The sequence below is a fragment of the Treponema sp. SP13 genome (assembly GCF_050938355.1).
Taxonomy (GTDB): domain Bacteria; phylum Spirochaetota; class Spirochaetia; order Treponematales; family Treponemataceae; genus Treponema_D; species Treponema_D socranskii.
In genome coordinates this window covers 800,885-826,529 of sequence record NZ_JADOVM010000001.1, presented here as the reverse complement: position 1 = coordinate 826,529, position 25,645 = coordinate 800,885, and the positions used below count along the sequence as shown (strand labels likewise).

At 48.3% G+C, this 25,645-nt stretch carries 22 protein-coding genes; 21 read left to right on the top strand and 1 reads right to left on the bottom strand.

Translation table 11 applies throughout. The features are described from left to right. The 20 genes from IZU26_RS03620 to IZU26_RS03525 all read left to right on the top strand — a co-directional run bounded on the left by IZU26_RS03620 (window position 1) and on the right by IZU26_RS03525 (window position 22,172). Window positions 1-885, top strand: a complete 885-nt coding sequence (locus tag IZU26_RS03620; RefSeq protein WP_433276845.1) for a dihydrodipicolinate synthase family protein — start codon at window positions 1-3, stop codon at window positions 883-885. A gap of 263 nt (window positions 886-1,148) precedes the next feature. Next, entirely contained in the window at window positions 1,149-2,114 is a 966-nt protein-coding gene (locus IZU26_RS03615) for a tripartite tricarboxylate transporter substrate binding protein (RefSeq protein WP_433276843.1), read from the top strand. A gap of 66 nt (window positions 2,115-2,180) precedes the next feature. Beyond that, on the top strand, window positions 2,181-2,648 hold the full coding sequence (locus tag IZU26_RS03610; RefSeq protein WP_021331610.1) for a tripartite tricarboxylate transporter TctB family protein: 468 nt from the start codon (window positions 2,181-2,183) through the stop codon (window positions 2,646-2,648). A 28-nt stretch (window positions 2,649-2,676) separates the two neighbouring features. After that, complete coding sequence (locus tag IZU26_RS03605; protein WP_433276841.1) at window positions 2,677-4,203, top strand: tripartite tricarboxylate transporter permease; 1,527 nt, start codon at window positions 2,677-2,679, stop codon at window positions 4,201-4,203. Window positions 4,204-4,340: 137 nt separating this feature from the next. Continuing rightward, entirely contained in the window at window positions 4,341-6,134 is a 1,794-nt protein-coding gene (locus IZU26_RS03600; protein WP_433276839.1) for a flavocytochrome c, read from the top strand. 134 nt (window positions 6,135-6,268) lie between these two features. Next, the gene (locus tag IZU26_RS03595) at window positions 6,269-8,134 is read left to right on the top strand and encodes a dihydroorotate dehydrogenase (RefSeq protein WP_433276837.1); all 1,866 of its coding nucleotides are present in this window, start codon (window positions 6,269-6,271) and stop codon (window positions 8,132-8,134) included. A gap of 91 nt (window positions 8,135-8,225) precedes the next feature. Then, on the top strand, window positions 8,226-9,314 hold the full coding sequence (locus IZU26_RS03590; protein ID WP_433276835.1) for a 30S ribosomal protein S1: 1,089 nt from the start codon (window positions 8,226-8,228) through the stop codon (window positions 9,312-9,314). A 102-nt stretch (window positions 9,315-9,416) separates the two neighbouring features. Then, window positions 9,417-9,674 (top strand): phosphopantetheine-binding protein, encoded by a 258-nt coding sequence (locus IZU26_RS03585; protein WP_021330938.1) that lies wholly within the window; start codon window positions 9,417-9,419, stop codon window positions 9,672-9,674. Window positions 9,675-9,686: 12 nt separating this feature from the next. Further along, on the top strand, window positions 9,687-9,935 hold the full coding sequence (locus IZU26_RS03580; RefSeq protein WP_021330961.1) for an acyl carrier protein: 249 nt from the start codon (window positions 9,687-9,689) through the stop codon (window positions 9,933-9,935). 67 nt (window positions 9,936-10,002) lie between these two features. Then, window positions 10,003-12,030 carry an AMP-binding protein gene (locus tag IZU26_RS03575; protein ID WP_433276833.1) on the top strand — a complete coding sequence of 676 codons (2,028 nt, stop codon included), beginning with the start codon at window positions 10,003-10,005 and terminating at the stop codon, window positions 12,028-12,030. 75 nt (window positions 12,031-12,105) lie between these two features. Further along, the gene (locus tag IZU26_RS03570) at window positions 12,106-12,471 is read left to right on the top strand and encodes an ApeI family dehydratase (RefSeq protein WP_021495773.1); all 366 of its coding nucleotides are present in this window, start codon (window positions 12,106-12,108) and stop codon (window positions 12,469-12,471) included. 3 nt (window positions 12,472-12,474) lie between these two features. After that, entirely contained in the window at window positions 12,475-13,278 is an 804-nt protein-coding gene (locus IZU26_RS03565) for a glycosyltransferase family 2 protein (protein WP_433276831.1), read from the top strand. After that, the gene (locus IZU26_RS03560) at window positions 13,271-14,269 is read left to right on the top strand and encodes a hypothetical protein (protein ID WP_433276829.1); all 999 of its coding nucleotides are present in this window, start codon (window positions 13,271-13,273) and stop codon (window positions 14,267-14,269) included. The genes IZU26_RS03565 and IZU26_RS03560 overlap by 8 nt, the downstream gene beginning before the upstream one ends. A gap of 1 nt (window position 14,270) precedes the next feature. Then, on the top strand, window positions 14,271-14,696 hold the full coding sequence (locus IZU26_RS03555) for an acyl-CoA thioesterase (RefSeq protein ID WP_310823052.1): 426 nt from the start codon (window positions 14,271-14,273) through the stop codon (window positions 14,694-14,696). A gap of 31 nt (window positions 14,697-14,727) precedes the next feature. Then, entirely contained in the window at window positions 14,728-15,357 is a 630-nt protein-coding gene (locus tag IZU26_RS03550; protein ID WP_433276827.1) for a LolA family protein, read from the top strand. After that, window positions 15,329-17,686 (top strand): MMPL family transporter, encoded by a 2,358-nt coding sequence (locus IZU26_RS03545; RefSeq protein WP_433276825.1) that lies wholly within the window; start codon window positions 15,329-15,331, stop codon window positions 17,684-17,686. The genes IZU26_RS03550 and IZU26_RS03545 overlap by 29 nt, the downstream gene beginning before the upstream one ends. 10 nt (window positions 17,687-17,696) lie before the next feature. Next, the gene (locus IZU26_RS03540; protein ID WP_021330945.1) at window positions 17,697-18,146 is read left to right on the top strand and encodes a hypothetical protein; all 450 of its coding nucleotides are present in this window, start codon (window positions 17,697-17,699) and stop codon (window positions 18,144-18,146) included. A gap of 165 nt (window positions 18,147-18,311) precedes the next feature. Beyond that, the gene (locus tag IZU26_RS03535; protein WP_315325491.1) at window positions 18,312-18,620 is read left to right on the top strand and encodes a type II toxin-antitoxin system RelE/ParE family toxin; all 309 of its coding nucleotides are present in this window, start codon (window positions 18,312-18,314) and stop codon (window positions 18,618-18,620) included. After that, window positions 18,604-18,897, top strand: coding sequence for an addiction module antidote protein (locus IZU26_RS03530; RefSeq protein ID WP_021330949.1), 294 nt, complete (start codon window positions 18,604-18,606; stop codon window positions 18,895-18,897). The genes IZU26_RS03535 and IZU26_RS03530 overlap by 17 nt, the downstream gene beginning before the upstream one ends. A 167-nt stretch (window positions 18,898-19,064) precedes the next feature. Beyond that, window positions 19,065-22,172, top strand: coding sequence for a leucine-rich repeat protein (locus IZU26_RS03525; protein WP_433276822.1), 3,108 nt, complete (start codon window positions 19,065-19,067; stop codon window positions 22,170-22,172). A gap of 568 nt (window positions 22,173-22,740) precedes the next feature. Here the strand turns inward: IZU26_RS03525 and IZU26_RS03520 are convergent. Then, the gene (locus IZU26_RS03520) at window positions 22,741-23,007 is read right to left on the bottom strand and encodes a hypothetical protein (protein WP_433277006.1); all 267 of its coding nucleotides are present in this window, start codon (window positions 23,005-23,007) and stop codon (window positions 22,741-22,743) included. Here IZU26_RS03520 and IZU26_RS03515 point away from each other — a divergent pair. After that, window positions 22,931-25,546, top strand: coding sequence for a leucine-rich repeat protein (locus IZU26_RS03515; RefSeq protein ID WP_433277002.1), 2,616 nt, complete (start codon window positions 22,931-22,933; stop codon window positions 25,544-25,546). The two genes, IZU26_RS03520 and IZU26_RS03515, sit on opposite strands and share 77 nt — an antisense overlap. The last annotated feature ends 99 nt before the right edge of the window (window positions 25,547-25,645 follow it).

Genomic DNA, 25,645 nt, shown 5'->3' with positions numbered 1-25,645 from the left:
ATGAAAAAATTATACGGCGTTATTACCGCTATGACGACGCCGTTTACGCAAGATAACAAAGTGGATGTCGCGGCGCTTGAAGAACAGACCGAATTTTTAATTCAAAAAGGCATTCACTGTTTGTATCCGTGCGGTACGACGGGTGAAATGTTTTCGATGTCCGCCGAAGAGCGCGAACTCGTCGCCGAAACCGTTGTCAAAAAAGCCGCCGGCCGCGTAACGGTTTTCGTCCACGTCGGTGCAATGTGTCAGGACTGTACGATCCGTCTTGCAAAACACGCGTACAGCATCGGTGCTGACGGCGTGGGCATCATTACGCCGGTGTTCTTCCATGTCGATGACCGCGCTATGGTCGAATATTATAAAACGGTATGCGCCGCGCTGCCGGACGATTTTCCCGTGTATGTATATGTGATTCCTCAGCTTGCGCACAACGACATCGGGGCTGCGACGATGGAAGAGATTGCTTCCGCGTGTAAAAACGTCGTCGGCGTAAAATACAGTTTTGCCGATATGCGCCGGATAAACGAATATCTGCAAGTGCGCGGAGGAAATTTTTCGGTTGTCCCCGGAGCGGACGATCTCTTTTTGCCCGCGCTGTCGTGCGGATGCGACGGTACGGTGTCCGGCTGTTCGGGCCCGTTTCCGGAAGCTTTCGTCGACGTGTATAAAGCGTTTCAATCGGGCGATATTGCCGCGGCTCGGAAAGCGCAGGTTAAAGCGACGAAATTGGCGATGATTATGAAATGCGGCGCGAATATGTCGATATTCAAAAACATTTTAACGATACGCGGTATTCGCGGCGGATACATGCGCCGACCGCTTCTCGATTTGACTGCCGAGCAGGTTGCGGAACTGAAAAAAGAAGTTGCATCGTATTTGTAATTGCAAATACGGTGTAGAGGTATATGGCTTTTTATTTATGGAGGTACGATAAAAAGCGCCGTCTGAAATATCGCCGTCGCTTTTTATCTCGAGTTTGCACGGATGTTTGCAGAAGAAGTGTATGTGTATCGTTTTAATAAAAACAGAATAGATACGGTATACCGTATTTTGCAAACTCGATTATTCGACATGTGCGCGTTTGCGCACGGCTAAAAACTTTTTCGAAAGTTGAAACTTTCTGCAAAAGTTTTTATGGAGGTAGTATGAAAAGAATCGGAATGTTGTGTCTGCTTTCGGCAGCGGTAATTTCTTGGAGCTTTGCTCTGGGTAATGGAGACAGTGTCAAATTTCCCGGCAACAAGCAGATTTCTCTGATCGTTCCGTATTCTGCGGGCGGCGCGTCCGATACGACGGCGCGCATTTATGCGTCGGAACTTGAAAAAGCGCTTCCCGGTACGATCACCGTGAGCAACATCACCGGTGCGTCGGGCGCGACAGGATTGACGCGGGTCAAAAATGCAAAGGCCGACGGCTACACGATCGCGTATATGCCCGTCGAATCGACGATGCTCCGCGCACTCGGTCTCACCGATTTGAGCACCGACGATTTCAAATTCATCGGACGGGCGATGACGATTCCGTCGGCCGTCACGGTAAAAGCGGATTCTCCGTGGAAGACGATTGAAGATTTTATCGCGTATGCGAAAGCGAATCCGGGAAAAGTTCGCGTCGGAAATTCCGGAACGGGATCCATCTGGCATGTCGCGGCCGCTTCGGTAGAAGACAAATGCGGCGTTAAATTTACGCACGTTCCGTTTGAAGGTGCAGCCCCTGCCGTAACCGCTCTTGCCGGCGGCAATATCGAAGCGGTTACCGTTTCTCCGTCGGAAGTGCAAAGCCTCGTCAACGACGGCAAACTGAGAGTTTTAATAATTCTCGGTGAAGGCCGTTCGTCCGTCGTTCCGAACGTTCCGACCGCCCGCGAAAAAGGCATCGATATTGCGATTCAGGGATGGGGTGCGTTCGCCGTTCCGAAGGGTACGCCCGCCGAAATCGTGAGTATCCTCGAAAAAGCGTCCGCCGCTGCGCTTAATTCCGCGCCGGTAAAAGAACTGCTCGCATCGAAAGGTTTTGAACACGCATATTTGAGCGGTTCCGATATGGATGCCGCCGCCGCAAAAGAATTGAGCTATTACGGAAAATTGATTCCCGCATTGCTCAAAAAATAATGCTTTGCCGATCGCTCCCGTATTTTCGGGAGCGATTTTTATCGTATGAAAAGGAGGTCGCCGTTTATGCGCAAGGGTGATGCGATATCCGGTATTGCGATAACGCTTTTGGGTTTCGGAGTGGTCGTTTATACGCTCGCAGAAAATACGATGCGCTTTAACGCGCAAACTTCCGACGGAGTTCCGGGAGCCGGTTTTTTCCCCGTGCTGCTCGGATCCGTTTTAGGGATTCTCGGCATCGTTTTACTGATTCGCAGCATCCGTGAAAAGATCGAAAAAGCACAGTCTGCCGCTGCAAGTGAAGAAACAAAAAAAAATATTAAAATGCTCGTACTGACGATAACGGCCATCGTCATATTTTTTATTTTGTGGCAGCTTACGAAATTATTTATTTTGTGGGCGCTTGCGCTTGTGGTTTTTCTTAATTTTATATTTGAGCGTACGTGGAAATTCAATATCATCTATTCGCTCGTGTTTGTCGCTTTTATCTATCTGGCCTTTGTCGTAGGCTTTTCCGTCCAATTCAATATTTAAAAGACGATAGATATATACGGGAGTATGTATGACACTCGAAATTTTTACCAAGGCTTTTTTTGAACTTTGTACGCCGTCGGTTTTATTGTTTTTATGCCTCGGAGTCGTAATCGGTACGGTGATCGGCGCGCTGCCCGGCCTATCCGCAACGATGGGTATCGCCATTATGACGCCGATTACATTTTGGTTTCCGCCGGCAAACGGATTCGCGCTGCTTATGGGACTGTGGAACGCTGCGATTTTTTCCGGAGGTATTTCCGCAATTTTAATAAATACTCCGGGAACGCCCGCTTCCATCAGTCAATCGCTCGACGGCTATCAGATGTACCGGCAGGGGAAAGGCGGTCTCGCGCTCGGCGTAAACGTCATCTATTCGTTTATCGGAGGGGTCTTTTCGACGCTGTGTCTTATTTTGTTTTCCACACCGATAGCGAATTTTACCGTAACGTTCAATGCGCCCGAATACTGTATGCTCGCGCTTTTCGGTCTTTCGATGATGATCGCCGTGTCGACCGGCAACGTGCTCAAGGGTACGATACTCGGCGTCGCGGGCATCCTGCTCAGCTGCGTGGGGCTCGATCCTCTGCTTGCCATACCGCGCTTTACTTTCGGTTCGGTCGACTTGCTTGCCGGCATTTCGTTTATCCCCGTTATGATCGGTATGTTCGGCATCGGCGAAGTGCTGTATCAGATGTATTCGCGGAACCGCGCGGAAGAAGCGGCGGAAATGGAAGCGCGGAAAGTCAACCTTGCGCTCGGCCGCGTTTTGCCGTCGTTTAAGGAATTCAAAGAACTCACGATACCGACGCTTATCGGTGCCGTTGAAGGAACGCTCATCGGCGCGATTCCCGCAGCGGGCGGCGACATCGCATCGATTATCTCGTGGGGCAATGCAAAAAAAATGAGTAAACATCCCGAAGAATACGGAAAAGGATCGATTGAAGGACTCGCCGTTTCTTCGACTGCAAATAATGCGGTTATCGGAGGGGCGATGACGACGATGATGACGCTCGGCATTCCCGGCGATTCGGTTACCGCGATCCTTATCGGCTCTTTGACGATGTACGGTATGCAGCCGGGTTTGAAAATGTTTACTGAAAATGCCGACTTTACCGCAAAGATTATGCTGCTCATGCTGCTTGCGAATGTCGTCTTTTTGATCTTCGGTCTCGTTACCGCAAAAGCATCCGCGAAAGTGCTGAACGTTTCGCAGCCGACCGTTTGGACGGCGGTATGCCTTTTGTGCGTTGTCGGCTCCTATGCGCTTAATAATAATTTTTTCGACGTTATCGTCATGTTTGCCGCTGCTCTTCTCGGCTTTGTGTGCAAAGTATATAATTTTCCGACGGGACCCTTTGTGCTCGGTCTGCTCCTCGGCAATATGATGGAAGCGAACTTCCGCCGTGCGCTCGTGATGAGCCACGGAAGCCTTATGACTTTCGTACAGCGTCCCGTTTCCTGCGTGCTTTTGATCGCGACGATTCTCGCGTTCTCTTGGCCGGTTATTAAAAATATAATCGACGCGCGGAAGGGCAGTGCGCGAAAGGCGGGGTAAAAGCATACGCGCGTGTTTTTTGCGGTATCGAAAAACGTAAGTTTTGAGCGATTTCCTTTTGTTGCAAAAGGATTTATCTTGGGGGTACTTTTTATTAATTGATAATTAATAAAAATTTCGTAAAAAGGAGAAGTCTTATGAAAAAGAGATTGTTTTCGGGGTTCGTGCCGGTAATGCTGTTTGCCGCAATGCTATCCGTTGCCGCGTGTAAATCAAATCAGTTATTTAAATCGGGTACTTACACAGGTAAAGCACAGGGTATGGGCGGAGCTCTTACCGTGGAAGTAAAACTTACCGATTCCGAAATCGAATCGGTAACGGTGACAAAACATAACGAGACGCCCGGCATCAGTGATCCGGCAATCGAAAAAATTTCGGCCCAGATCGTAGCTTTTCAAAAAACGAACCTCGACGTTATCGGCGGATGTTCGATTACCAGCCGCGCGATTATGCAGGCGGCGGATGCTGCGCTCAAAAGTGCGGGTGTGGATACCGCAAAGCTTAATGCGAAAAGTAAAGTAAAAAATACTGCAAAAGCGAAGAATGCCGATATGAAGACCGATGTAGTTGTCGTCGGAGGCGGCGGTGCGGGTATAGCAGCAGCACTTTCTGCGGCGGAAAAAGGTGTGCATGTTATTCTTATAGAAAAAATGGGTGCGTTGGGCGGTGCTACACAGTTGTCGGCCGGTATTATTCCGGCAGTCGGTACCAAACAACAAAAGGATGCGGGCATCGAAGATAATAATGATTGGTTTGCGCGAGACATTTTAAGGCCGAGCAACTACAGTGTTCGGCGTGATCTTGTGTATACGGTTGTCGAAAATTCCAAATCGCTGATCGAATGGCTTGAGTCGAAAGGCTGCCGTTTTACGCTTGTCACCCGTTCTTTGTACTATGGGCAATCAAACTATAGAATGCATATCAGCGACCGCTTAGGTGCCGGTATGACAGCCGCATTGATCGATAACCTTGAACATGTTGAAAATATTACCGTTATGTGCGGGACGACGGGAATCGGTTTGCTTACAAACGACAAAGGTGAAGTCGTCGGTGTCAGAGCAAATGACGGTATAAATGATTTTAATATTACGGCTAACAATACGGTGCTTGCTACATCGGGTTTCGGCGCAAACGATGAAATGGTTAAAACGTATATGCCGGAAGTTGCAAGTGCATTTAAATATGTAGCGCCGGGTGCAACGGGAGAAGGTATTCTCTGGGGACAAAGATTAGGCGCCGCCGTTGCGAATATGAAAGCATATCAGGGGCACGCATTTTATAACGAACAAATACACGCTTCTCTGTCGCAGGGAATGGCTAATATGGGCGGTATTTTCGTCAATAGTAACGGTATCCGTTTTACTAATGAATACGGCGGGTATTCCGAATTGACTCCGCACGTCCTTGCTCAGCCCGGACATTTTGCATATTTGATTATCAATGACGATATTGCCGCCGCTACCGCTGCTTTTGCCGGTTACAAAGAAAAAGGTATTGTGGTGTCCGGTAATACGCCCAAGCAGCTTGCGGATGCGCTGGGTATTAATGCCGATGCTCTTTCAAATACTTTTGAGCGCTATGAGGCTTCCATTAAGCGCGGCGAAGATGAGTTTAATAAAACGAAATTACCGAAAAACTGGAACGGCCCGTATTATGCGATGAAGATAACCGGCGATTTGCGCCATACGCAGGGAGGTCTTGTCACTGATGTTGCCGCTCACGTTCTGAAAGCGGACGGTACGGTTATTCAGGGGCTTTACGCTGCGGGAGGCTGCACGGAAGGTTTTGCAAGTACGGGCGGCGCCGCATATATGTCGGGCGACGGATTATTGCAAGCGCTTGTTTTCGGCCGCATAGCAGGTGAAAAAGCGGCAACTGAAAAAAAGGGGAGTATTAAAGCGACGGTTCGGTCAGATACATTCGAAAAATAATTTTGCAAAAAGAAATGTAATCGGTTTTTACACGCAGAGGACGGCATCCCGTTATTCGGGGTGCCGTTTTTTATACGGGAGCCTCCGCCTCCGTCCGTCTTGCCCTAACTCGCGTAAAATCATATCTTTACATTATGTCCGATACAGCAGCTTGCAAATCTCCTCCGCTCTATGCGAGGGGTACCGTCGTGTCCTGTGAAAAAGAAAAAGGCGCGCGCCCCGAAGGAAGCGTTTTTTTGCTGAAAGCCGCCGTACCTCGTTCGGTTTTGCGGGCTGTAAACCGTTCCGCCGTGCCGCGAGAGGTCGCGAGCGCTGACAGCGCCGTACGCGACAAAAGTTCGCCGAGCGTGCAGTCCGGTATGCCGCTTCCGGGGCAGTTTTATATGCTCCGTGCGGAAAGGTCGCTCGTGCTTTTGGGGCGGCCGGTCAGCGTATTTCATGCCGAAGAGCGCGCGGACGAAATCGAAGTGCAGTTTCTCATCCTTGTAAAGGGACGCGGTACGAGAGAGTTGTGCGTACTGAAAGCGGGAGATGCCCTACTGATGCTCGGTCCCGTCGGAAACACTTTTCCTCTTCCCGAAACCGATACAAAAGTCTGTGTTGCAGGCGGCGGTATCGGCGTCGCGCCCGTAGCTGCTTTTGCCGAAACGCTTCCGCCCGGCTCTTACGATTTTTTTGCGAGCTTTAAAAGCGGCTCCTACGGTTTGGAGCATATCCGCCCGGAAAAATTAATAATTACGACAGACGACGGGAGCGAAGGCGTTCACGGCATGCTTCCCGCAGCTCTTACCGAAGATGCGCTCCGTGCAGGAGGCTACGGCGCCGTGTATGCGTGCGGGCCTATGCCTATGCTTTCGTATGTAAAGCGCATAGCCGAAAGCGCAGGTATCCCGTGTTATATAAGCATGGAAAGCCGAATGGCTTGCGGTATGGGTGTCTGCCTCGGCTGCACGATTCACACGAACGAAGGCAACAAGCGCTGCTGTAAAGACGGTCCCGTTTTCGACAGCCGCATCCTCGAATTTCCGAAGCCCGTATCGAAGCCGATTCGAAAAGCGCTCGACGGAGTACCCGATCTTTCAATTGAGATTGCGGGAGTGCGTTTTAAAAATCCCGTCATCGCGTCTTCGGGGACTTTCGGATTCGGCACGGAATACGCTTCCGTATTTGACGTCGGAAAGCTCGGCGGCATTGCGAGTAAGGGGCTGACGCTCGAAGCGCGCGAAGGAAATACGGGCATCCGCTTGTGGGAAACGCCTTCGGGTCTCATGAATTCGATCGGGCTGCAAAATCCCGGCATCGCTCATTTTATCGATTTCGAACTGCCGGAAATGCTCAAGCTGAAAACGGTGACGATCGCGAACCTCTCCGGTTCGACGCTCGAAACGTACATCGAAGGCGCAAAGCTGCTCGATAAAAGTGCCGTCCCGATTATCGAACTGAATATTTCCTGTCCGAACGTTGCGGCCGGAGGGGCCGCATGGGGCATGACGTGTGCGAATGCGGAAAGCGCAGTGCGCGAAGTGCGCGCCGTAACGAAAAAACCGCTCATCGTCAAACTTACGCCGCAAGCGCCCGATTTTACGGACGTCGCGCTCGCCTGCATCCGCTCGGGTGCGGACGCGCTCGGCATCGGAAACTCGTTTCAAGGCGTCGCCGTCGACATAGAGCGCGGCGTGCCGGTGTTCGATAAAATCAAAGCGGGTTTCGGCGGCCCTGCCGTCCGTCCGATCGCCGTGCGCCTCGTGTGGGAAACCTTCGAAGCGATGCGCTCGCTTCCGCCGCATGAACGCGTGCCGATCGTCGCCGTCGGCGGTATCGAAAAATGGGAAGACGCGGTCGAGTTTATTATGGCGGGAGCGCTCGCAGTCGGAGTCGGTACGAACACTTTTGCAAATCCGCTGACGATGCTCGAAGTGCTCGACGGCGTCGAAGCGTTTATGAAGCGCAAGGGTTACGCATCCGTGTACGATATGTGCGGCATCGCGCACGAGGATTGATTTCGCCGATTTGCGTTCCGATGCGATTTGCATTTCGATTTGCGCTCGCCGAAGGAATGCGCTATAATCGCGTTCGAAGTATGAGGTTCTTATGAAAAAATTTGATATAGGCGAAAAAGTTTTGCTCAAAGTCGTCGCGGTTTCCGCGGGTACGGTTTTTCTCGATTTGAACGCAAAAAGCGAAGGCGTGCTCGACGCGGCAGAGTTTACCGATGAAAACGGCATCTGTTCGATACATCCGGGCGATATGCTCGATGTATATTTTATCGGAAACGAAAACGGGGAAGCGCGCTTTACGACGAAGATTTCCGGCGGCAAAGCGGATAAATCGATTCTCGAAAATGCATATAAAAACGGCATCCCCGTTGAAGGGCATGTCGACAAAGAGATCAAAGGCGGCTACGAAGTGACGGTCGGAACGAGCCGCGCCTTTTGCCCGTATTCGCAGATGGGCTGGAAGCAAAAGGGAGATGCCGCGTCATTTGTCGGAAAGCATTTCGTTTTTAAAATTCAGGAATACAAAAACGACGGGCGCGACATGCTCGTTTCAAACCGCGCCGTCATGGAAGAAGCGTACGAAAAAGAACTCGAAGCGCTCAAGGAAAAATTACAAGAAGGCATGACGGTCGAAGCGACGGTTGTGTCGCTGCAAACATACGGCGCTTTTGTCGATATCGGCGGATTCGAAGCGCTCCTGCCGATTTCGGAAATCGCGCGCTCTCGTGTCGACGACGTGAGCGCCGTTTTGCATGTCGGGCAAAAGCTCGACGTAAAAATTATTAAAGTGGATTGGGCGCACGAGCGCGTTTCGGTCAGCGCAAAAGAGCTGCTTGCCGATCCGTGGGCGGCGGCAGCGGAAAAATATGCCCCGGGTTCGAAATACGAGGGCGCCGTTTCTCGCGTTGCGCCCTTCGGCGTTTTTGTCGAACTCGAACCGGGCGTCGACGGACTCGTGCACATATCGGAAATGGACGGCGTCGACTCTCATACGAATCTGAACAAAGTCTTTTCGAAGGGACAAAAGATGTCGGTACTCGTCAAAGAAGTAAACGCTCGGGAACGGCGTATTTCGCTTACGCCGACGACGTCGGTCGAACAGGATAAAACGACGGCGCGCTATATGTCCGGTCAGACGGACGGCGAAGGCTACAATCCGTTTGCAGCTCTTTTGAGGAAATAGCGGTGCCGGAAAACAGCGAACTTTTGCCGCGCTGTTGCTTTTTTTTACGGGTTTGTTTATAATAATAAAATATATTGTAAGGGTGGGGTTTAGAAGGTCGTTATGGATGATTTAAAGCGACAGATTAAAGAAGTGATTGTATCGTCGTTGCAGCTGGAAGACGTAAAGCCGGAAGATATTGTCGATGCCGAGCCGCTTTTCGGAACGGGCTTGGGGCTTGATTCAATCGATGCTCTTGAATTGGGTGTGGCGTTGAAGAAAAAATTCGGCGTAAAGCTTTCAGCCGAAAGCGCTGATAATAAAAAGCACTTTGCATCGGTCGATGCATTAGCTGAATATATTGCAGCCGAAAAGGCGTAAGAGGAATTGTATATGACTAAAGAAGAGATTTTCGACAAACTGAAAGCGATTCTTTCAAAAGAATTTGAAATCGAAGAGGATAAAATCACTCCCGCGGCAAAGCTTGCCGATGACCTTGAGCTCGACTCCATCGATTCGATTGACTTGATCGTAAAGATGAAGGATTTTATTCCCGGAAAAGTCGACCCTGCGATTTTCAAAACGGTAAAGACGATGCAGGATGTCGTCGACGCATTGTATCCGTATACGCAGCAGGCTTAATAAAAAAATGAACGCGGCAGCTCGTGCAGCCGGCCGCTTCTTTTTTAATCGATGTCGTTTCCGATTGATGAAAAAATTTGTTAAGGTTTTTTTTTATGCGGTTGCGGCGCTTTATCCCGTTCTCATCTTTGCGTTCCTTGTCGTATTAAAACTTCCGGTTAGGATTTTATCGCTGTGTATCGTCGTCGTCGCCTGTGCGTTTTTTTTGAGCGCGACGGGGCGGGTACGAAACGCGGACGGAAAGGGAAGGGGAACGGCAGAAAGTGAAAAGCGGTCTTTCGATTGGAAGCCGCTTGCGCAGTCCGCGCTTTTTCTTGCGGCGGGTCTTTTTTGTTTTTTTACGAATCGGACCGTATTTTTAAAATTGTATTCGGTAACGATCAGCGCAACGCTGCTCGCCGTTTTCGGCAGCACGCTTTTTTTGCCGCCGAACATCATTTTCAGGTTTGCGTGTCTGCAGGATAAAACGATACGCGGCTCTGCGGCGGAAAGTTCGATAGAGCGGTACTGCCGGAAAGTGACCCTTGCGTGGTGCGTCTTTTTTATCTGCAACGGAAGTGTGTCGGCATTTACGGCGTTTTTTTGCTCCGATACGGTGTGGTCGATATACAACGGCGGCATTTCATACGCGCTCATGGGCTGTATGTTTGCCGTTGAATTTATTATCAGAAGGCGGGTACAAAGAAAAATGCCGAAAGCGCATACGATCAGTACATTTACGGCGGATTCCCGCCCCGACGATTTTATCGTCTGTTACGAACGGAAGTGGTTGGACGGCGCGTATAAAACGTGGCGCGATTTTCTTTCCGATTCGGCAAAGCTTCGAAAATTCATTTCCGAAAAATCCGCACAAAAATATATTCTCCACTGCGAAGATTATTGGTATTTTCTGTGCGCGTTCATTGCGCTTTTGCAGTGCAAAAAAACGGTACTTTTGACGCAAAACGTTACGCGCGAATTCATCGCGGAAATCAAAACGGACGGCGTCGAATTTTTAACCGACCGCGATATTGCCGATTCGATTTTTATTCCCGCTGTCGTCGAAAAGGCTGCTTTTCCGTCCGAAATCGATATGCGCTCGTTTCCGAAAATCGTCGCGGACGATACGGATATTTTGCTCTACACGTCGGGCAGCACCGGAAAGCCCAAAGGCGTCCGCCAGCGCATGACCGAATTCGAACTCGACAATGCATTCGTCTTTTCGAAGTGGGGCGCGGAATTCGCAAAGCGAAAACTCGTTACGACGGTGAGCCAGCACCACATCTACGGTTTTTTGTTCGGCATCGCGCTCCCCTTCGGCTACGGCGTTCCCTTCCGCCGTACGCGCATCGAATATCCCGAAGAATTCGAAACGCTGTCCGACGAATCCTACATGATCATCGCGACGCCCGCGTTTTTAAAGCGTACCGTTGAAACGGAGCGGAAGCTCCCGCTCGACAACTGCTTTATCTTTACAAGCGGAGGAGCCGTTTCGAAAGAGCTTGCCGAAAAGACGGAAGCCGTATTCGGTTTTTGCCCGCTTGAAGTGTACGGTTCGACGGAGACGAGCGGCATTGCGTACCGGCAGCAGACGAAAGACGGGCTTGCGTGGACGCCCTTCGACAACGCGAAGATTTGGAAAGGGGAAGACGGTTGTCTCGTCATCGTTTCTCCGTATATCAAAGACCCGAAAGGTTTTGCGACCGCCGATTTGGCGGATCTTCTCCCCGACGGCAGATTCGTCATGAAGGGAAGGGCCGACTCGATCGTAAAAATAGAGGAAAAACGCATTTCGATGACGGAAGTCGAAAACAGGCTTTTGCAGAGCGGATTAGTCTCCGACGTAAAAGTCATCGCGCTCGAAGACGTGCGCCAGTATCTTGCGGCGGCGCTCGTACTCAATGCTGACGGCAAGCGGAAATTTCAAAACGAAAAAAAATTGACAATTAATAAATTCTTTCACGATTATCTTATGAATTATTTTGAAAACGTCGTCATTCCGAAACGCTGGCGCTATGTCGCGTCTCTTCCGTGCGATGTGCAGGGTAAAAAGCACAAGGAAGATATCGCAGCTTTGTTTGCAACGCGCGATACGTCGGATGCGGCCGTACGATAAAAACGGTACGGAGGCGTGATGCCGTGCGGGCGGAATACGGCGCGGCGGCGTATATGAAAAGGGGGCATGATACACATGAGTGAAAATCTGCACGATATCGTCGATGAAAAGGTTCTTTCGCAGAGCGGAGATTCCGCAGAGATCGAATTTTTTATTCCTGCTTCGAGCGATTTTTTCGACGGACATTTTCCGGAGTTTAAACTGCTCCCGGCCGTCGCACAGTTCGAAATTATAACGCGGTTTTCAAAAAAATATTTCGGTACGCAGCGCTATGTGCCGGAAATCAAACGCATTAAATTTTCCGCGCCGATCAGACCCGACACGCTTGTCCGCTTAAAGCTCGATTTCAATCGTGAAAAAAAATCGATGTCGTTTTTGCTCCGGGATGCAAAAAAATCCGATAAAGCGTATTCGTCGGGAATCTTCGTCGCTGCGGTGTAGTCGATGGGTGCGATGCAAAACGCTGCGCAAAACGATGCGGCGCAGAAAGCTGCGATAAAGCTCGGCTTTGTCATCCCCGTGTACAATCACGGTTCGACGGTCGGCTCCGTTATCCGCTCTCTTGCCGTATACGGACGACCGATCATCGTCGTGGACGACGGCAACGATGCGGCGAATAAAATGCAGATCCGCGCGGCGGTCGATTCGTGCCCGCTTGCCGTACTTGTCGAACGGAAAAAAAACGGCGGCAAAGGCAAAGCGATGACGAGCGGCGTTTTAAAAGCGCACGAGCTCGGTTTGACGCACGTCTTTCAAATCGATTCGGACGCTCAGCATGACGCGTCGCGCGCTCCTTTTTTTATCGAAGCCGCGGAAGAAAATCCCTCTTGCCTTATCTGCGGTACGCCCGTGTTCGACGAGTCGGTGCCGACCTCGCGCAAAAAAGGCAGAGAGATTTCAAACCGCTGGGCACGCTTTGTGTCTTTGAGCGATGAAATCGTCGACGCCATGTGCGGATTTCGAATCTATCCGGTAGCGCCGTATTGCCGCCTGCTCACTCACCGCGCGTGCGTGGATGCGCGCATGGGATACGACGCGGATATCCTCGTACACTTCGTATGGAGCGGCGTGCATATAAAATCCTATCCGGTGCGCGTGACTTACCCCGCAGACGGCATTTCGAATTTCCGCATGGTGCGCGACAATATCCGCATATCGCTGTCGTTTACAAAATTGTTTTTGGGTATGATTGTGCGCTTGCCGGTTCTGACGTTCCGCGCTATTTGCAGAAGAAGGGCTTATGGCTGAACCTGCGGAAAGCGCGGATAAGCACTGGACACAAAAACGAGAAGAAGTGTCGAGCAGCCGCCCGATCGAATTTACCGTGTGGCTCATTTCGCACCTGCCTTTGTGGTTTATCGGTTTGCTCGCTTTTCCCATTTCGTTTTTTTATTTTGCGTGTTCGAAGCGCGCCCGAGACGAATCGCGCGCATATCAAAACCGGTTGCTGCGATATACTGCGGGTAGGGGTGATTGCATAAAGCGGCCTTACGTCTATAGGCACATCGTTTCGTTTGCGCTGTGCATCATCGAAAAGATCGAAGGCTGGTGCGGTAAAATCGATTTTAATAAAATCGCGCTCCAAAAAGACGACGTTAAATCGCTGATCGATCAGCTCGATCGAAAAAGAGGTGCGCTGCTTATCGGCTCGCATTTGGGCAATATCGAAATGCTCAGGAGCCTCGCCGAATACGGCCGCACCGGCGTGTCGCACTATGTTCCCGTTACGGCGATTTTGAATTTGAATACGACGAAAAAATTCAACAATACGATAAAATCGATCAATCCGCACGTGCAGCTCAATATAATAAACGCCGATGAAATCAACGCGGGAACGATTTCGCTGTTGATGGACAGAATCGACGAAGGCGGCCTCGTCGTCATCGCCGCAGACCGCACGTCGCTCAATACTGTGGACAGGGCGATAACCGAAAACTTTCTCGGGAAGCCTGCGCGGTTTTCGTACGGCGCTTTTTTGCTTGCAGCGCTTTTAAAAGCGCCGACGTATTTCGTCTTTGCGCTCCGCGAAAAGACGCTCATGCTCACTCCGCGCTATTCGATGCACGTACATAAAACGGGCATAGCATTCGATTGTCCGCGTGCCGAACGGGAGGCGCGGATCAAGCGCTTGTGCCGCGAATATGTCGCTCTCTTGGAACAGTATTGCATAATGTATCCTTTGCAGTGGTATAATTTTTTTAATTTTTGGACGGAAAACGAAAATTGCAAGGAAGCATGATATGAACGGTTCGCTCGTTTCGGAAGAGATTACATTTAAAGTCGAATTTTACGACGTCGATTCGATGCGCGTCGCGTGGCACGGAAATTACGTAAAATTCATCGAACGCGGCAGATGCGCGCTGCTCGATAAAATCGGCTACGGCTATCTGCAGATGGTCGAAGACGGCTACGCATTTCCGGTCGCGGAGCTGAAGATAAAATACGTGCGCTCTCTTGCTTTCGGAGACGAGGCGAGAATCAAAGCGTCATTGATTGAATACGAAAATCGTCTTAAAATACGCTACGAGATTTACAACGCGAAGACTGGCGTCCTTGCGACAAAGGCGGAAAGCACGCAGATGGCGGTAAAGCTGCAAACGGGCGAAACGTGTTTCGTGTGTCCCGAAAAATTGATAACCCGCGTTGAAACATTGTTAAAAAAATAACGGCGTCGAATGGCGCTTGCGGAGGTATTGTATGAAAAAGATAATTGTTAATTTTATATGTGTTCTTGCTTTTGCGGCGATGCCGCTCTTTGCGGCGGATGCGACATTCGATACCGTATGTGCCGATCTCGCGCGCCATCCGAATACGACCGGAAACTTTACGCAGGTGCGCACGATTTCAAAAGTAAACCGTTCGCTCACGTCGAGCGGAACCTTTATATTCAGCCTCGATGGTATTATGTGGAAAACGCTGAAGCCCTTTCCGTCGTCGCTCGTCGTGGGATTGACGAGCGTTATTCAAACGACGCCCGACGGGAAAAAAACCGTTATCGACGCGTCGAACAATCAAATCTTTACGAGTATTTCGACGACGCTCTCTTCGATTTTTTCCGGCAATGTGAAAAAACTGTACGAAAATTTTTCGGTCGCTTTTTCTTCCGACGGAAACAGATGGAATGCCGTTCTCACTCCGAAAGATAAGACCGTCGCCGCCGTGATGAAAACGCTCGCACTCGGCGGAACGGGCGCGTCCGGCGGTGCCGAATTCGATACGATCGTTATGACCGAAGCGGGCGGCGACACCGTCACCTATACGTTCTCGAATCAAAAGTATCCGAAGGAGCTTTCAGCAGATGAAAAAGCCGTCTTTGCCGCGAAATAAAACCTTTGCATTTGCATGGCTTGTTTTCCACGCGCTCGTCCTTGTCCCTTGTCTTTTTATCATTGCACGCGCGGGTACGGTAAACCTCGACGCCGATCTTTTTAATATGCTGCCGAAGCCGGATATCGGTAAAGCGATGGGCGTCGCCGACGAACGCCTTACCGAAATGACGGGGCAAAACGTATTTATCCTCGTATCGCATAAAGATTTCGATACGGCGAAGTCCGTCGCGGAAACCGTCTACGGTGAATTGAAAGACAGTCCGCGTTTTAAATCGGTGTCGCTGTATTCCGATGAAGCGATGCTCCAAAGCGTGATGGACTTTGTGCACCGGTACCGCTGGAATCTGCTCGACGATGAAGCCGTCGAAACGCTTTCATCTCCGGGCGGCGCGGAAAGCTTTGCGGAAAATGCGCTTGCAAAAGCGTACGGGGCCTTTACCTTTTCTTCGCTCGACAAACTGGAAGACGATCCGTTTATGCTCGACGAATACGTATTGCAATACTACCTCGCGTCGCTCGAAAACTCCGGTACGTCAATGTCGCCGAAAGACGGTGTGCTCGCTGCTCAATACGACGGTAGCTGGTATGTGATGGTTCAGGGCATTTTAAGCAAAGAAGGGGCGGCGCTTGCAAGCAAGTCGAACGCCGTCGTGCAGATTTACGACGTGTGCGAACCGCTCGAAAAAGACGGCGTGCGCTTTGTGTATTCGGGTACTCCCTTTCACAGTCACAAAAGTTCGACGTCGGCGAGCAGAGAGATTTCGATTATTTCAACCGTAACGCTGCTCGGCATTATTATTTTACTGCTGATCGTGTTTAAAAATCCGCTGCCGCTCGTTTTGTCCATCGTATCGATTTTGCTTTCGATCGCGACGGCATTTGCGATGACGTATACATGCTTCGGTCAGATCCACATACTGACGCTTGTGTTCGGCACATCGCTCATCGGCTCGTGTATCGATTACAGTCTGCACTTTTTCATCCACTGGAAAGCGAACAAGGCGCTTGCAAGCGGTGCGGAGATCCGCCGTCATTTGATGACCGGTCTTTTACTGTCGCTTGTCTCCACCGAACTCTGCTATTTTATTCTCGTATTTGCGCCGTTCGGATTGCTCAAGCAGATGGCGGTATTTTCGCTTACCGGCATTTTCAGCGCGTTTTTAACCGTCGTAAGCGTGTATCCTCTGCTTGCGATGCCGGTCGATGCCAAGCGCGCGATCCCGCTCATCGATGCGCTTGCCGCGCCTAAGTGGTACAACAAAAAGAAAATCGGCAGAATTGCAGTAGTTTCGATTTTTGCCGTAACGCTTACGACGCTTTTCGTCAACCGTAAAAATATTAAAATAGAAAACGACGTCAACACCTTATACGAAGCGACCGGACGCGTCCGCGAAGATGCGGTCATTTCGTATAAAGTGCTCAACTACAATCCGACCGGCTGGTTTATCATAGCCGGAGACACGGTTGAAAAAACGCTCGAAGAAGAAGAAGCGCTCTGTAAGCGCCTGTCGGAAGTCAACGAGGGTAAAGCGCTCGGCGGCTTTATCGCAACGTCGCAGTATATCCCGTCCCTTGCAAAGCAAAAAAAATCGTACGAAGCGGCGGGAAATCTTTTGCCGCTCGCACCCGTCCAATACGAAATGCTCGGCTATGATGCGTCGCTTGCGTCGGAACTGCAGGCATCGTACGACGCGGACGCAGCAAAGTACATCACTCCCGACGGTGATATCCCGTCGTACCTCAAAAAAGCGATATCGTCCGCATGGCTCGGTGAAATCGACGGGAGGTACTATTCCATCGTGCTTCCCATTTCGATTACCGACGAAGCGGCGTATATACGGATCGCAGCGGAAAATCCGAACGTCTATTTTGAAAATAAAATCAAAGATATCGGACGCGATTTGGATCGTTTGACGAAGACGATTTTGACGCTGTTTGCAATCGCATACGTCGTCATCGTCATCGTGCTGAAGATTTTTTATAACTGGCGGCACACGCTGAAGATCGCATCTATCCCGCTGCTCATCGTGCTCGTCATCGCATCGATTTTTTCGGCGCGCGGCATAGCGCTCGAATTCTTTTCGATCACCGGCATGATTTTGGTGTTCGGTCTCGGTCTCGACTACGTGATCTACATGGTCGAAAACGAAAAGCGCAGCGACACGACAGTGAACGCTCGCCTCGAACCTTTTGCGATTTTGCTGTCGTTTTTGACGACCGCCGTTTCCTTCGGTGCGCTCGCGCTCAGTTCCTTCGTGCCGGTACACATGCTCGGTCTTTCGATCTTTTTGGGCTTGACGACGGCGTTTTTGTGTACGGTATTGTAGGGGGCGATTTATGAAGCGAGTCGGAATTGTGTTTGCGATATTTTTTATCGCGGTGCAGGTAATTTGTGCGAATGAACCGTTTAAATATTATTCCGATTGGGAAACCGGGTATAAAGGTTATGCGAAAGCAGAGTATTGGGTAAAGGATACTCAAATTAGTGAAAAACTTAGAAAGACTTTTGAGAGCGATATTACACAAGATCTTGAAGAAATTGAAAAAAGCTTTGAAGAATATTTTAATGATTTTGATGTTTCCGATATATTAAAACTTACCAAAGAGGATTTATGGCTGTGCCGATCCGCTTTGTCCGAATATGATTTGGAAGACGGAGAAGTATATTTTATATGTTGGTATCGTACACCGAACTCGGATACGGTAAAAGTTTTGATTGCCGTTATAAAAGATAACGGAAAGTCGTTTGACTATTATTTTACGAAAGTTATGACTGAAAAAAAATAATATTATTTTCTCTTTAATCCTCTAACCGAAGCTGAAAACTTTTCTTGCTGTTGCGGCAATCTCATTGATTATTTCATCGGCTGTTTATCTTAAAAGGTTGGTGTTTCGGGCGATTTTTAGGAAAAAACTGTTGACGAAGTGTGAACTATGCTATACAGTATAATTGTGTATAAGGTATTACAGACAGAAACGTATAAGAAATGGTTTAAAAAACTCCGTGATGAAAGAGCGAAATTCGCCATAGGTCAAAGAATTGCAAGAATGACAGTCGGCAATTTCGGGGATTCCAAGACGGTAGGCGGCGGAGTTTTTGAGCTGAGGATAGATGTAGGAAAAGGCTACAGGGTTTATTTTACGAACAATGGAAAGCGGATTGTAATACTTCTTGTGGGTGGTGATAAATCAACACAAGATGAGGATATAAAGACCGCCAAGAAAATGGCCGGGGGTATCGATTATGGAAAAATTGACTGAATTTGATATGGCAGAATATCTTGATACCGAAGAATTACAAAAAGGCTATCTTGACTATAATGCCAAAGAGGGGACACCTGAAGATTTACTCCGTGCAATAAACGCAGTGGCAAGAGCAAGGGGAATGACAAAGACGGCAAAGGAAGCGGGCATTACAAGAGATGGGCTTTACAAGGCACTTGCCCCCGAAGCGAACCCCGCTTTTTCAACGGTGTTTAACATTCTCCACGCTATCGGTTATACACTCACGCCTACACCGATAGCGAAAACGATGTAACGAATCGGAATATTAATCCTTTACCCGAAGCAGGCGACTTTTACATTTTTCGGCGCGTTTTGCAAAACGATTGACAAAGCGGTGCGGAATAGTTATCGTTGATATAATAAAAAAATCGGAAATAGTGTTCGAAACCGCAAGCCAAGATAAGAGCAGGAGGAGATGTCGTGAAAAATTTCGGAAAAGCATGTATCGTGCTGAGCGCGTGTATCGTGTTTGCATTTGCGGGATGCAATAACTCCGGCGGCGGTGACGACTCTCCGCAAGTCGTCCGTGTAAGCGGCGTAACGCTTAACAAGTTGGAGCTTACGCTCGATGTCAACACATCGGAAAAACTTATCGCAACCGTAAGTCCCGATAATGCCGCAGACAAATCGGTAACATGGCTGTCAAGCGATACGGAGATTGTTAAAGTAGCACAAGACGGTACGGTAAGGGCCGTATCCGACGGAACCGGTACTTCCGGCGATACGGCAACGGTTACCGTACGGACGACGGACGGTGCAAAGACCGCTTCGTGTACCGTAAAAGTCGGTCCTGCAGGCACCGTCGTTCCGGTCGCGAGCATAACGCTCAGCGATACGTCGCTGACTATGCAAAAGGATGAAACGAAAACAATTACCGCGAGGGTACTGCCCGACACTGCGACGGATAAAACGGTTTCGTGGTCGGTAAGCGGTTCCGCCGTTTCACTGAGCGCAGCGATCGGTTCAAGCGTGACCGTAACGGCAAAAGACGGGGGACAGGCGACCGTGACGGCACAGGCGGGAAGCAAAACCGCGTTGTGCACGGTAACCGTGGAAGTGCCCCTTTCGATTCGGGTAACGCGGGCAAACGGGTCTCAATACACCGTTTCCGAAATAGACAAACTCGATTTAACAAAAGAATCGGATAGTGTGGATGTCGTGATTTTCGGTGCGTGGCGGAATGATGATGTAAAAACGCTCGGTACTAAAATAAAAAACTCGAACGCAAACGTTTCTCTCGATATGATTGCAGCGACGGGTATAACACAGATTTGCTACAATTATTTTGCCAGTTCGTATTACGGTTATTTTCAGTACTGTACAAAACTGACAAATATTCGACTGCCCGTCAGCGTTACGGAAATTCAATCGAACGCGTTTTCGGGTTGTACGGCATTGGGCGAACTTACGCTCGGAACTGCGGTAACGAAAATCGCGTACGATGCGCTCGGCGGCTGCAGCGCTTTGAAAAGACTTTCGATTTCCGACGGTACGTTCGTTACGGACGATTTTTATAAGGCGGCACGGTTTTTAAAAGATTGTACGAACCTGGAGTCCGTTACGGTTATCCATACCGCCGGTAATACGACGGGTATCGCGCAAAAAATATTTGCAGGGAAAAACATAAAAACGCTTGTCGTATCGGACGGCGTCCCGAAAATAGAAAATGAAATATTCAAAGGATGCGCCTCGCTTACGACGGTTTCCGTTGCCGGCAGCGTACGATCGATCGGGACGAGTGCATTTGCAGGCTGCGCTGCGCTTTCGAATTTAACGCTCAATGACGGGATCGAGGAGATCGGAGCAGGTGCGTTTAATGGCTGTGCCGCCCTTGTGGACATAATGATACCGGATTCGGTAAGGGTAATTGATGGAAGTGCGTTTATCGACTGCACTGCGCTTACGAAAGTGACCTTGGGTAAAAATCTTACGACGCTCGGCAGCAATGCATTTGCAAAATGCACGGCGCTTAAAACCGTTGTCTTTTCGGAAGCGGGAGGTTCGGATAATCTGATTATCGGGGAAAGCGCATTCGGGTATTGTTCGGCACTTACCGATATTTCACTTCCTGCAAGTCTAACAAAAGTAGGAGTAAAAGCTTTTATCGGATGCACAGCGTTGAAATCGATAAGCATATACGATTCTCTGAAAACCGTTGATGTGAGATTCAGTAATGAAGAGCCGCTTCACGACTGTCCGAATCTGAATAAAGCCGTCGTCCGTCACGCCGAAGGCAATACCGAAGGCTGGCAAGGCAATATATTTTATAAGTCGGCGGTAAAGGAAGTCGTCATAGAAGAAGGGGTTACGAGCATACCTAAAGAATCTTTCACGGAGTGTAAAAATCTTACGACGATTACGATTCCTACGACCGTAGAGACGATCGGAGAAAGGGCGTTTTATCTTTGTGAAAAGCTCACTGCCGTAACGCTGCCGAAAAAGCTCCGTGAGTTGGGCGACACCGCATTTTATGAGTGTACGGCGCTTTCTTCATTGAAGATGAATGATTCGCAGCTTTCCGTTCTAAATAGATTCGTTTTTGCAAGATGCAGCTCTTTAACGGCCGTAACGCTCCCTCCGGGCATCACATCGATAGAACCGTATGCATTTTCAAATTGTACAAATCTCGAAATAGAGACGCTTCCGCCGAATTTGAAAACGATCGGGGAAGAAGTTTTTTCGGGTACGAAACTGAAAAAAGTTATGCTCCCCGATACCGTGACAAGCATCGGAAAAAAAGCGTTTTACAACTGTACTGCGCTTGAAACGGTTTCTATCGGAAAAGGAGCCGTAACCGTCGGAAAAGAAGCGTTTTACGACTGTACTGCGCTTCACAGTCTTACGATTTCCGAAAGCGATGCGGTCAAAACCTTAGAGGACGGAGCATTCGATCACTGTACGTCGTTTTCCGCCGTCGTCATTCCGAATAACGTAACGGTAAAAGCTGTTGCCTTTTCAGGCTGTACCGGTCTCCGCCGCATAACGCTCAGTAAAAATACCGTTGTTGAAGGAAAGTATGGAAGTGCAGGATTTCCGAACAATATCGAAGTGCACTTTACCGGAACGCTTGCGGACTGGTGCGACGAAGCGACTCGTATTGATACACTGTCGAGTTCGTATTCGCTGTATGTTATGTGTAATAATAAGGAGATGCTCGTTAAAGATATTTCGGACAGTACATTAAAGGATGTTATATTTATACGAGATTGTGCATTTCAGAATTGTAAGAGCGTGGAGAGGTTTAATCGTCATTGGGTTGAGTCGATTACGCATTTCGGTAAGAATGCATTTGCGGATGCATCATCCATAACGTATTTTGATCTTCAAATAGGTGACTCATCCAAATTCCGTATTACTTATACTTGGTATAAAACAACCGATAAAGCAGTGTGGAAAGCGTCCGATGTGTCAAAGGCGGAAAAAATCAATTATCTAGCTAATCTCGACTTGGGAGATACGGATAAAGCTTTTGCAATTTATAATAAAGATGCCAGCTATTATTGGTTTGCCGTGAAGAATCCCGAATAAAATAAAAAACAAAAAGCCTGCCCGTTTATATGCGGCAGGCTTTTTTATCAGACATAGTGTAACATACAGTAAAGGAATCACGGAGCACGGTACGCGACGCTTTCGGCATACAGGGTTTCCGGCGCCATATCGATTTCATCGTCTCAAACTTAATCCTCTAACCGAAGCAGGCGACTTTTACATTTTTCGGCGCGTTTTGCAAAACGATTGACAAAGCGGTGTTGAATAGTTATCGTTGATAATCATAGATAGAGTTGTGCATCAATTTTTGAGTCTTGTAAATGAAGTTTTCATTTATTGCATAGAAATGATTTTGAAAGAGGGCTATTATGAAAAGAAGCAAACGCGGGTTTGTATTTTTTGTAAGCGTATGTATCGCTTTGACAGCGTTATGTATCGGATGCAGTAACGATTCCGATAGCGGTTCTTCCGGCGGTGGAAACGGATCCGGAGGCGGAGGAAGCTCGGGCGGCGGAGGCGGTAGTAGCGGGGGGGGGACCCTCATAACAAAAACGGTAACGGTAGGGGAAGCTCCGTCATATATTAAACAGCTCGATGCAGATAACCGTTATATAGTCAAAGTTACCGGTTCTTTCAACGAAAGTCTATTTCCTGCAGATATTTTATTGTCGTTGATCGGGAGCGCATTGACGGGTACTCCTGTAAAAAGAGTTACGCTCGATTTATCCGCTACCGAAGATTTTCCGGGCATAACACTCCAAGATTTTAAAGGCGCGACATCGCTTGTCGAAATCTCCTTGCCTGCTTCTAAGAACAATACTGTCATAGGTAAGGAAGCCTTTTGGGGGTGTACAAATCTTGTAAAAATTTTCATACCGGATTCCGTAACGGAAATCGGCGAATCCGCATTCTATAAATGTTCCGCTCTGAAAGATGTACATATTCCTTCGGCGGTTACGACGATTAAGAAGAACACATTTTACGAATGCACGTCATTATCGGAAATAACCATTCCCAAAAACGTTGCATCGATTGCAGAAGATGCTTTTTATAAGTCAGGCATAAAAAAAGTTACCTTTGACAAAGAATCGCAGCTTACCGAAATTAACTGTTTCAGCGGATGCGCAGCGCTTGAACAAGTGGAAATTCCTGCGTCTGTTACAAAGCTCGGTAAAAATGCTTTTTCCCTGTGTACTTCGCTTACAACCGTTTCTTTCGAGGAAACGGCTAAGGTGGAAGAGCTTATCGGTTTTGCCGGATGTACTTCGCTTACAAGTATTGAGATTCCTCCGTCGGTAAAGACGATAGCTGATCGTGCATTTTCAGGTTGTACCGCTCTGCAATCGATAACCGTTCCCAAATCCGTTAAAACGCTTGGGTCGTCCGCTTTCGGAAATTGTACGGCGCTCAGTTCCGTAAATTTTGAAGCGGGCTCACAGCTTACAACATTGAAAGGAGGGGTTTTTTCCAATTGCAGCAGTTTACGCTCAATCGAACTGCCGGCTTCGGTTTCAAGTTTCGAGCCGAACATTTTTGAAAACTGCAATAAGCTTACAACAATTGCGGTAGCCGCAGAGAATACAACCTATGCGGCTGAGAACAGTTATGTTTATACAAAAGGTTCGAAAGAACTTTTTTGTGCGGCACCCGGCATAACGGAAGTAACCGTGTCGGGAACTGTTGCAAAAATTGCTTCGAATGCGTTCGTCTATTGTACCGAACTTACAAAAGTTACGATGGCGGACGGCTGCCGGAGTCGCGGATCCGATTTTTCAAAATGTACAAAACTGACCGATGTTGCAGTCGTTCATACGGAAGGAGTGACGGAAGGAAAATTCAATTTTAGTGGAAATGCTGCGATAAAAAACGCCGTGATTGCAGATGGTGTTCCGTCCGTTAATTATGCGTTTTCGAACTGTACTGCATTGGAACAGGTTACGATCGGCAATGGCGTAAAAAAGATATACTCGGCATTTAACGGCTGCAGCAAGCTTCTGCGTATACACATTCCGGCAAGCGTTACTGAATTGCACGAAGTTTTTGCGGACTGTACCGCTTTGACCGAACTCACGGTGGATCCTGCAAATACGACATACGCTTCTGAAAATAATTGTATTTATGAGAAAAATTTAAAACAGCTTTTAGCCGTTGCTACCGGACTGGAAGAAGTAGTCCTTCCCGATACTATTAAATTTGTGTATTCATGGAATTCTCCATTTCGGCGTCATACAGTTCTTAAAAAATTGACAATAGGGACGGATCTCGTTTCGTTTCCGAGCGGTACGTTTGCGGATTGCAGTGCATTAGCGGAAGTACGCTATAAAGGCAGCCCTTCCCAGTGGGCGGCGATAAAGTTCAAGGACAAAGAAGCGAATCCTGTTTATTTTGCAAAGCAATTGTATTTTAACGACGTGCTTGAGGAAAATATTACGCTTTCCGATACAACACGCAATAAGGAAGTAACGCAATTTGCGTTTGTCAATTGTACCAATATTAAAACGATAAACATGAGAGATATTCGAACAATTGCGCGCAATGCTTTTGATGGATGTTCAAATCTTTCAAGTATAAAACTTGAAAAGATTTGTGAAGGCAGTATTGATTCCCTCGCTTTCAATGGATGTAGAAATTTATCGAAGATTTATTATTACTATGATAATAATAATCCCAATGCGAGAAAATGGACCGATATTTGGGGCGGGATTGTATTTGACTATCCGTATGAATTGTACATCAATGATAATCAGGCTACAAAGGTTGTCATAATGCCTATCATTTTTTATAGCACGACATATGCCAATTGCATAAGTATACAAGAGGCTGAACTATCTGTAGACACAGTGTTAGCAAATACGTTTTCTAAGTGTAGTAATCTTAAAAACATAATTCTATATTCAACAATTAAAAAAATTGAAGAAAAGGCTTTTCTCGGCTGTACTTCTATAGAAAAGGTGTACTATCGTGATACAATACAGAACTGGTGTAATATTTCCTTTGCAGGGTCTGATGCGAATCCTCTAAAATACGGACACCGGCTGTATATCGGCAAAAAAAATGGCTTGTATGAATGGTCTTATGAACCGGTTACGGAGCCGGAAGTTCCGGTGCTGAATGAAAATAAAAGTTATGTTTTCTATGGAGCGAATTTTTCAAAGGTAACGTTTGCAGCCGGCAGCAAAGTGATTCCCGACTATACTTTTGCCGAATGCAAAGAATTGACGAAGGTTACGATTCCCTCATCCATGAAAACGATAGGACAAAGCGCTTTCAGTAATTGTACGAAGCTTACGACGATCGAATTCGAAGGTACGTCGGCGGAATGGAATGGAATAAAAAAAGAAAAAGAATGGAACATGGGCATTCCCGCGACGGCGGTAAAGTGCCTCGGCGATAACGTCGATGTCCAGTTGTAAAATACCGTAATAACCGCATCGCAAGCTCGAATGTCTCGTCACCCGCACGAAGGCATTCGGTTTGCGTAATTATAACGCTTCCGTTTTTTTCTTGATTTT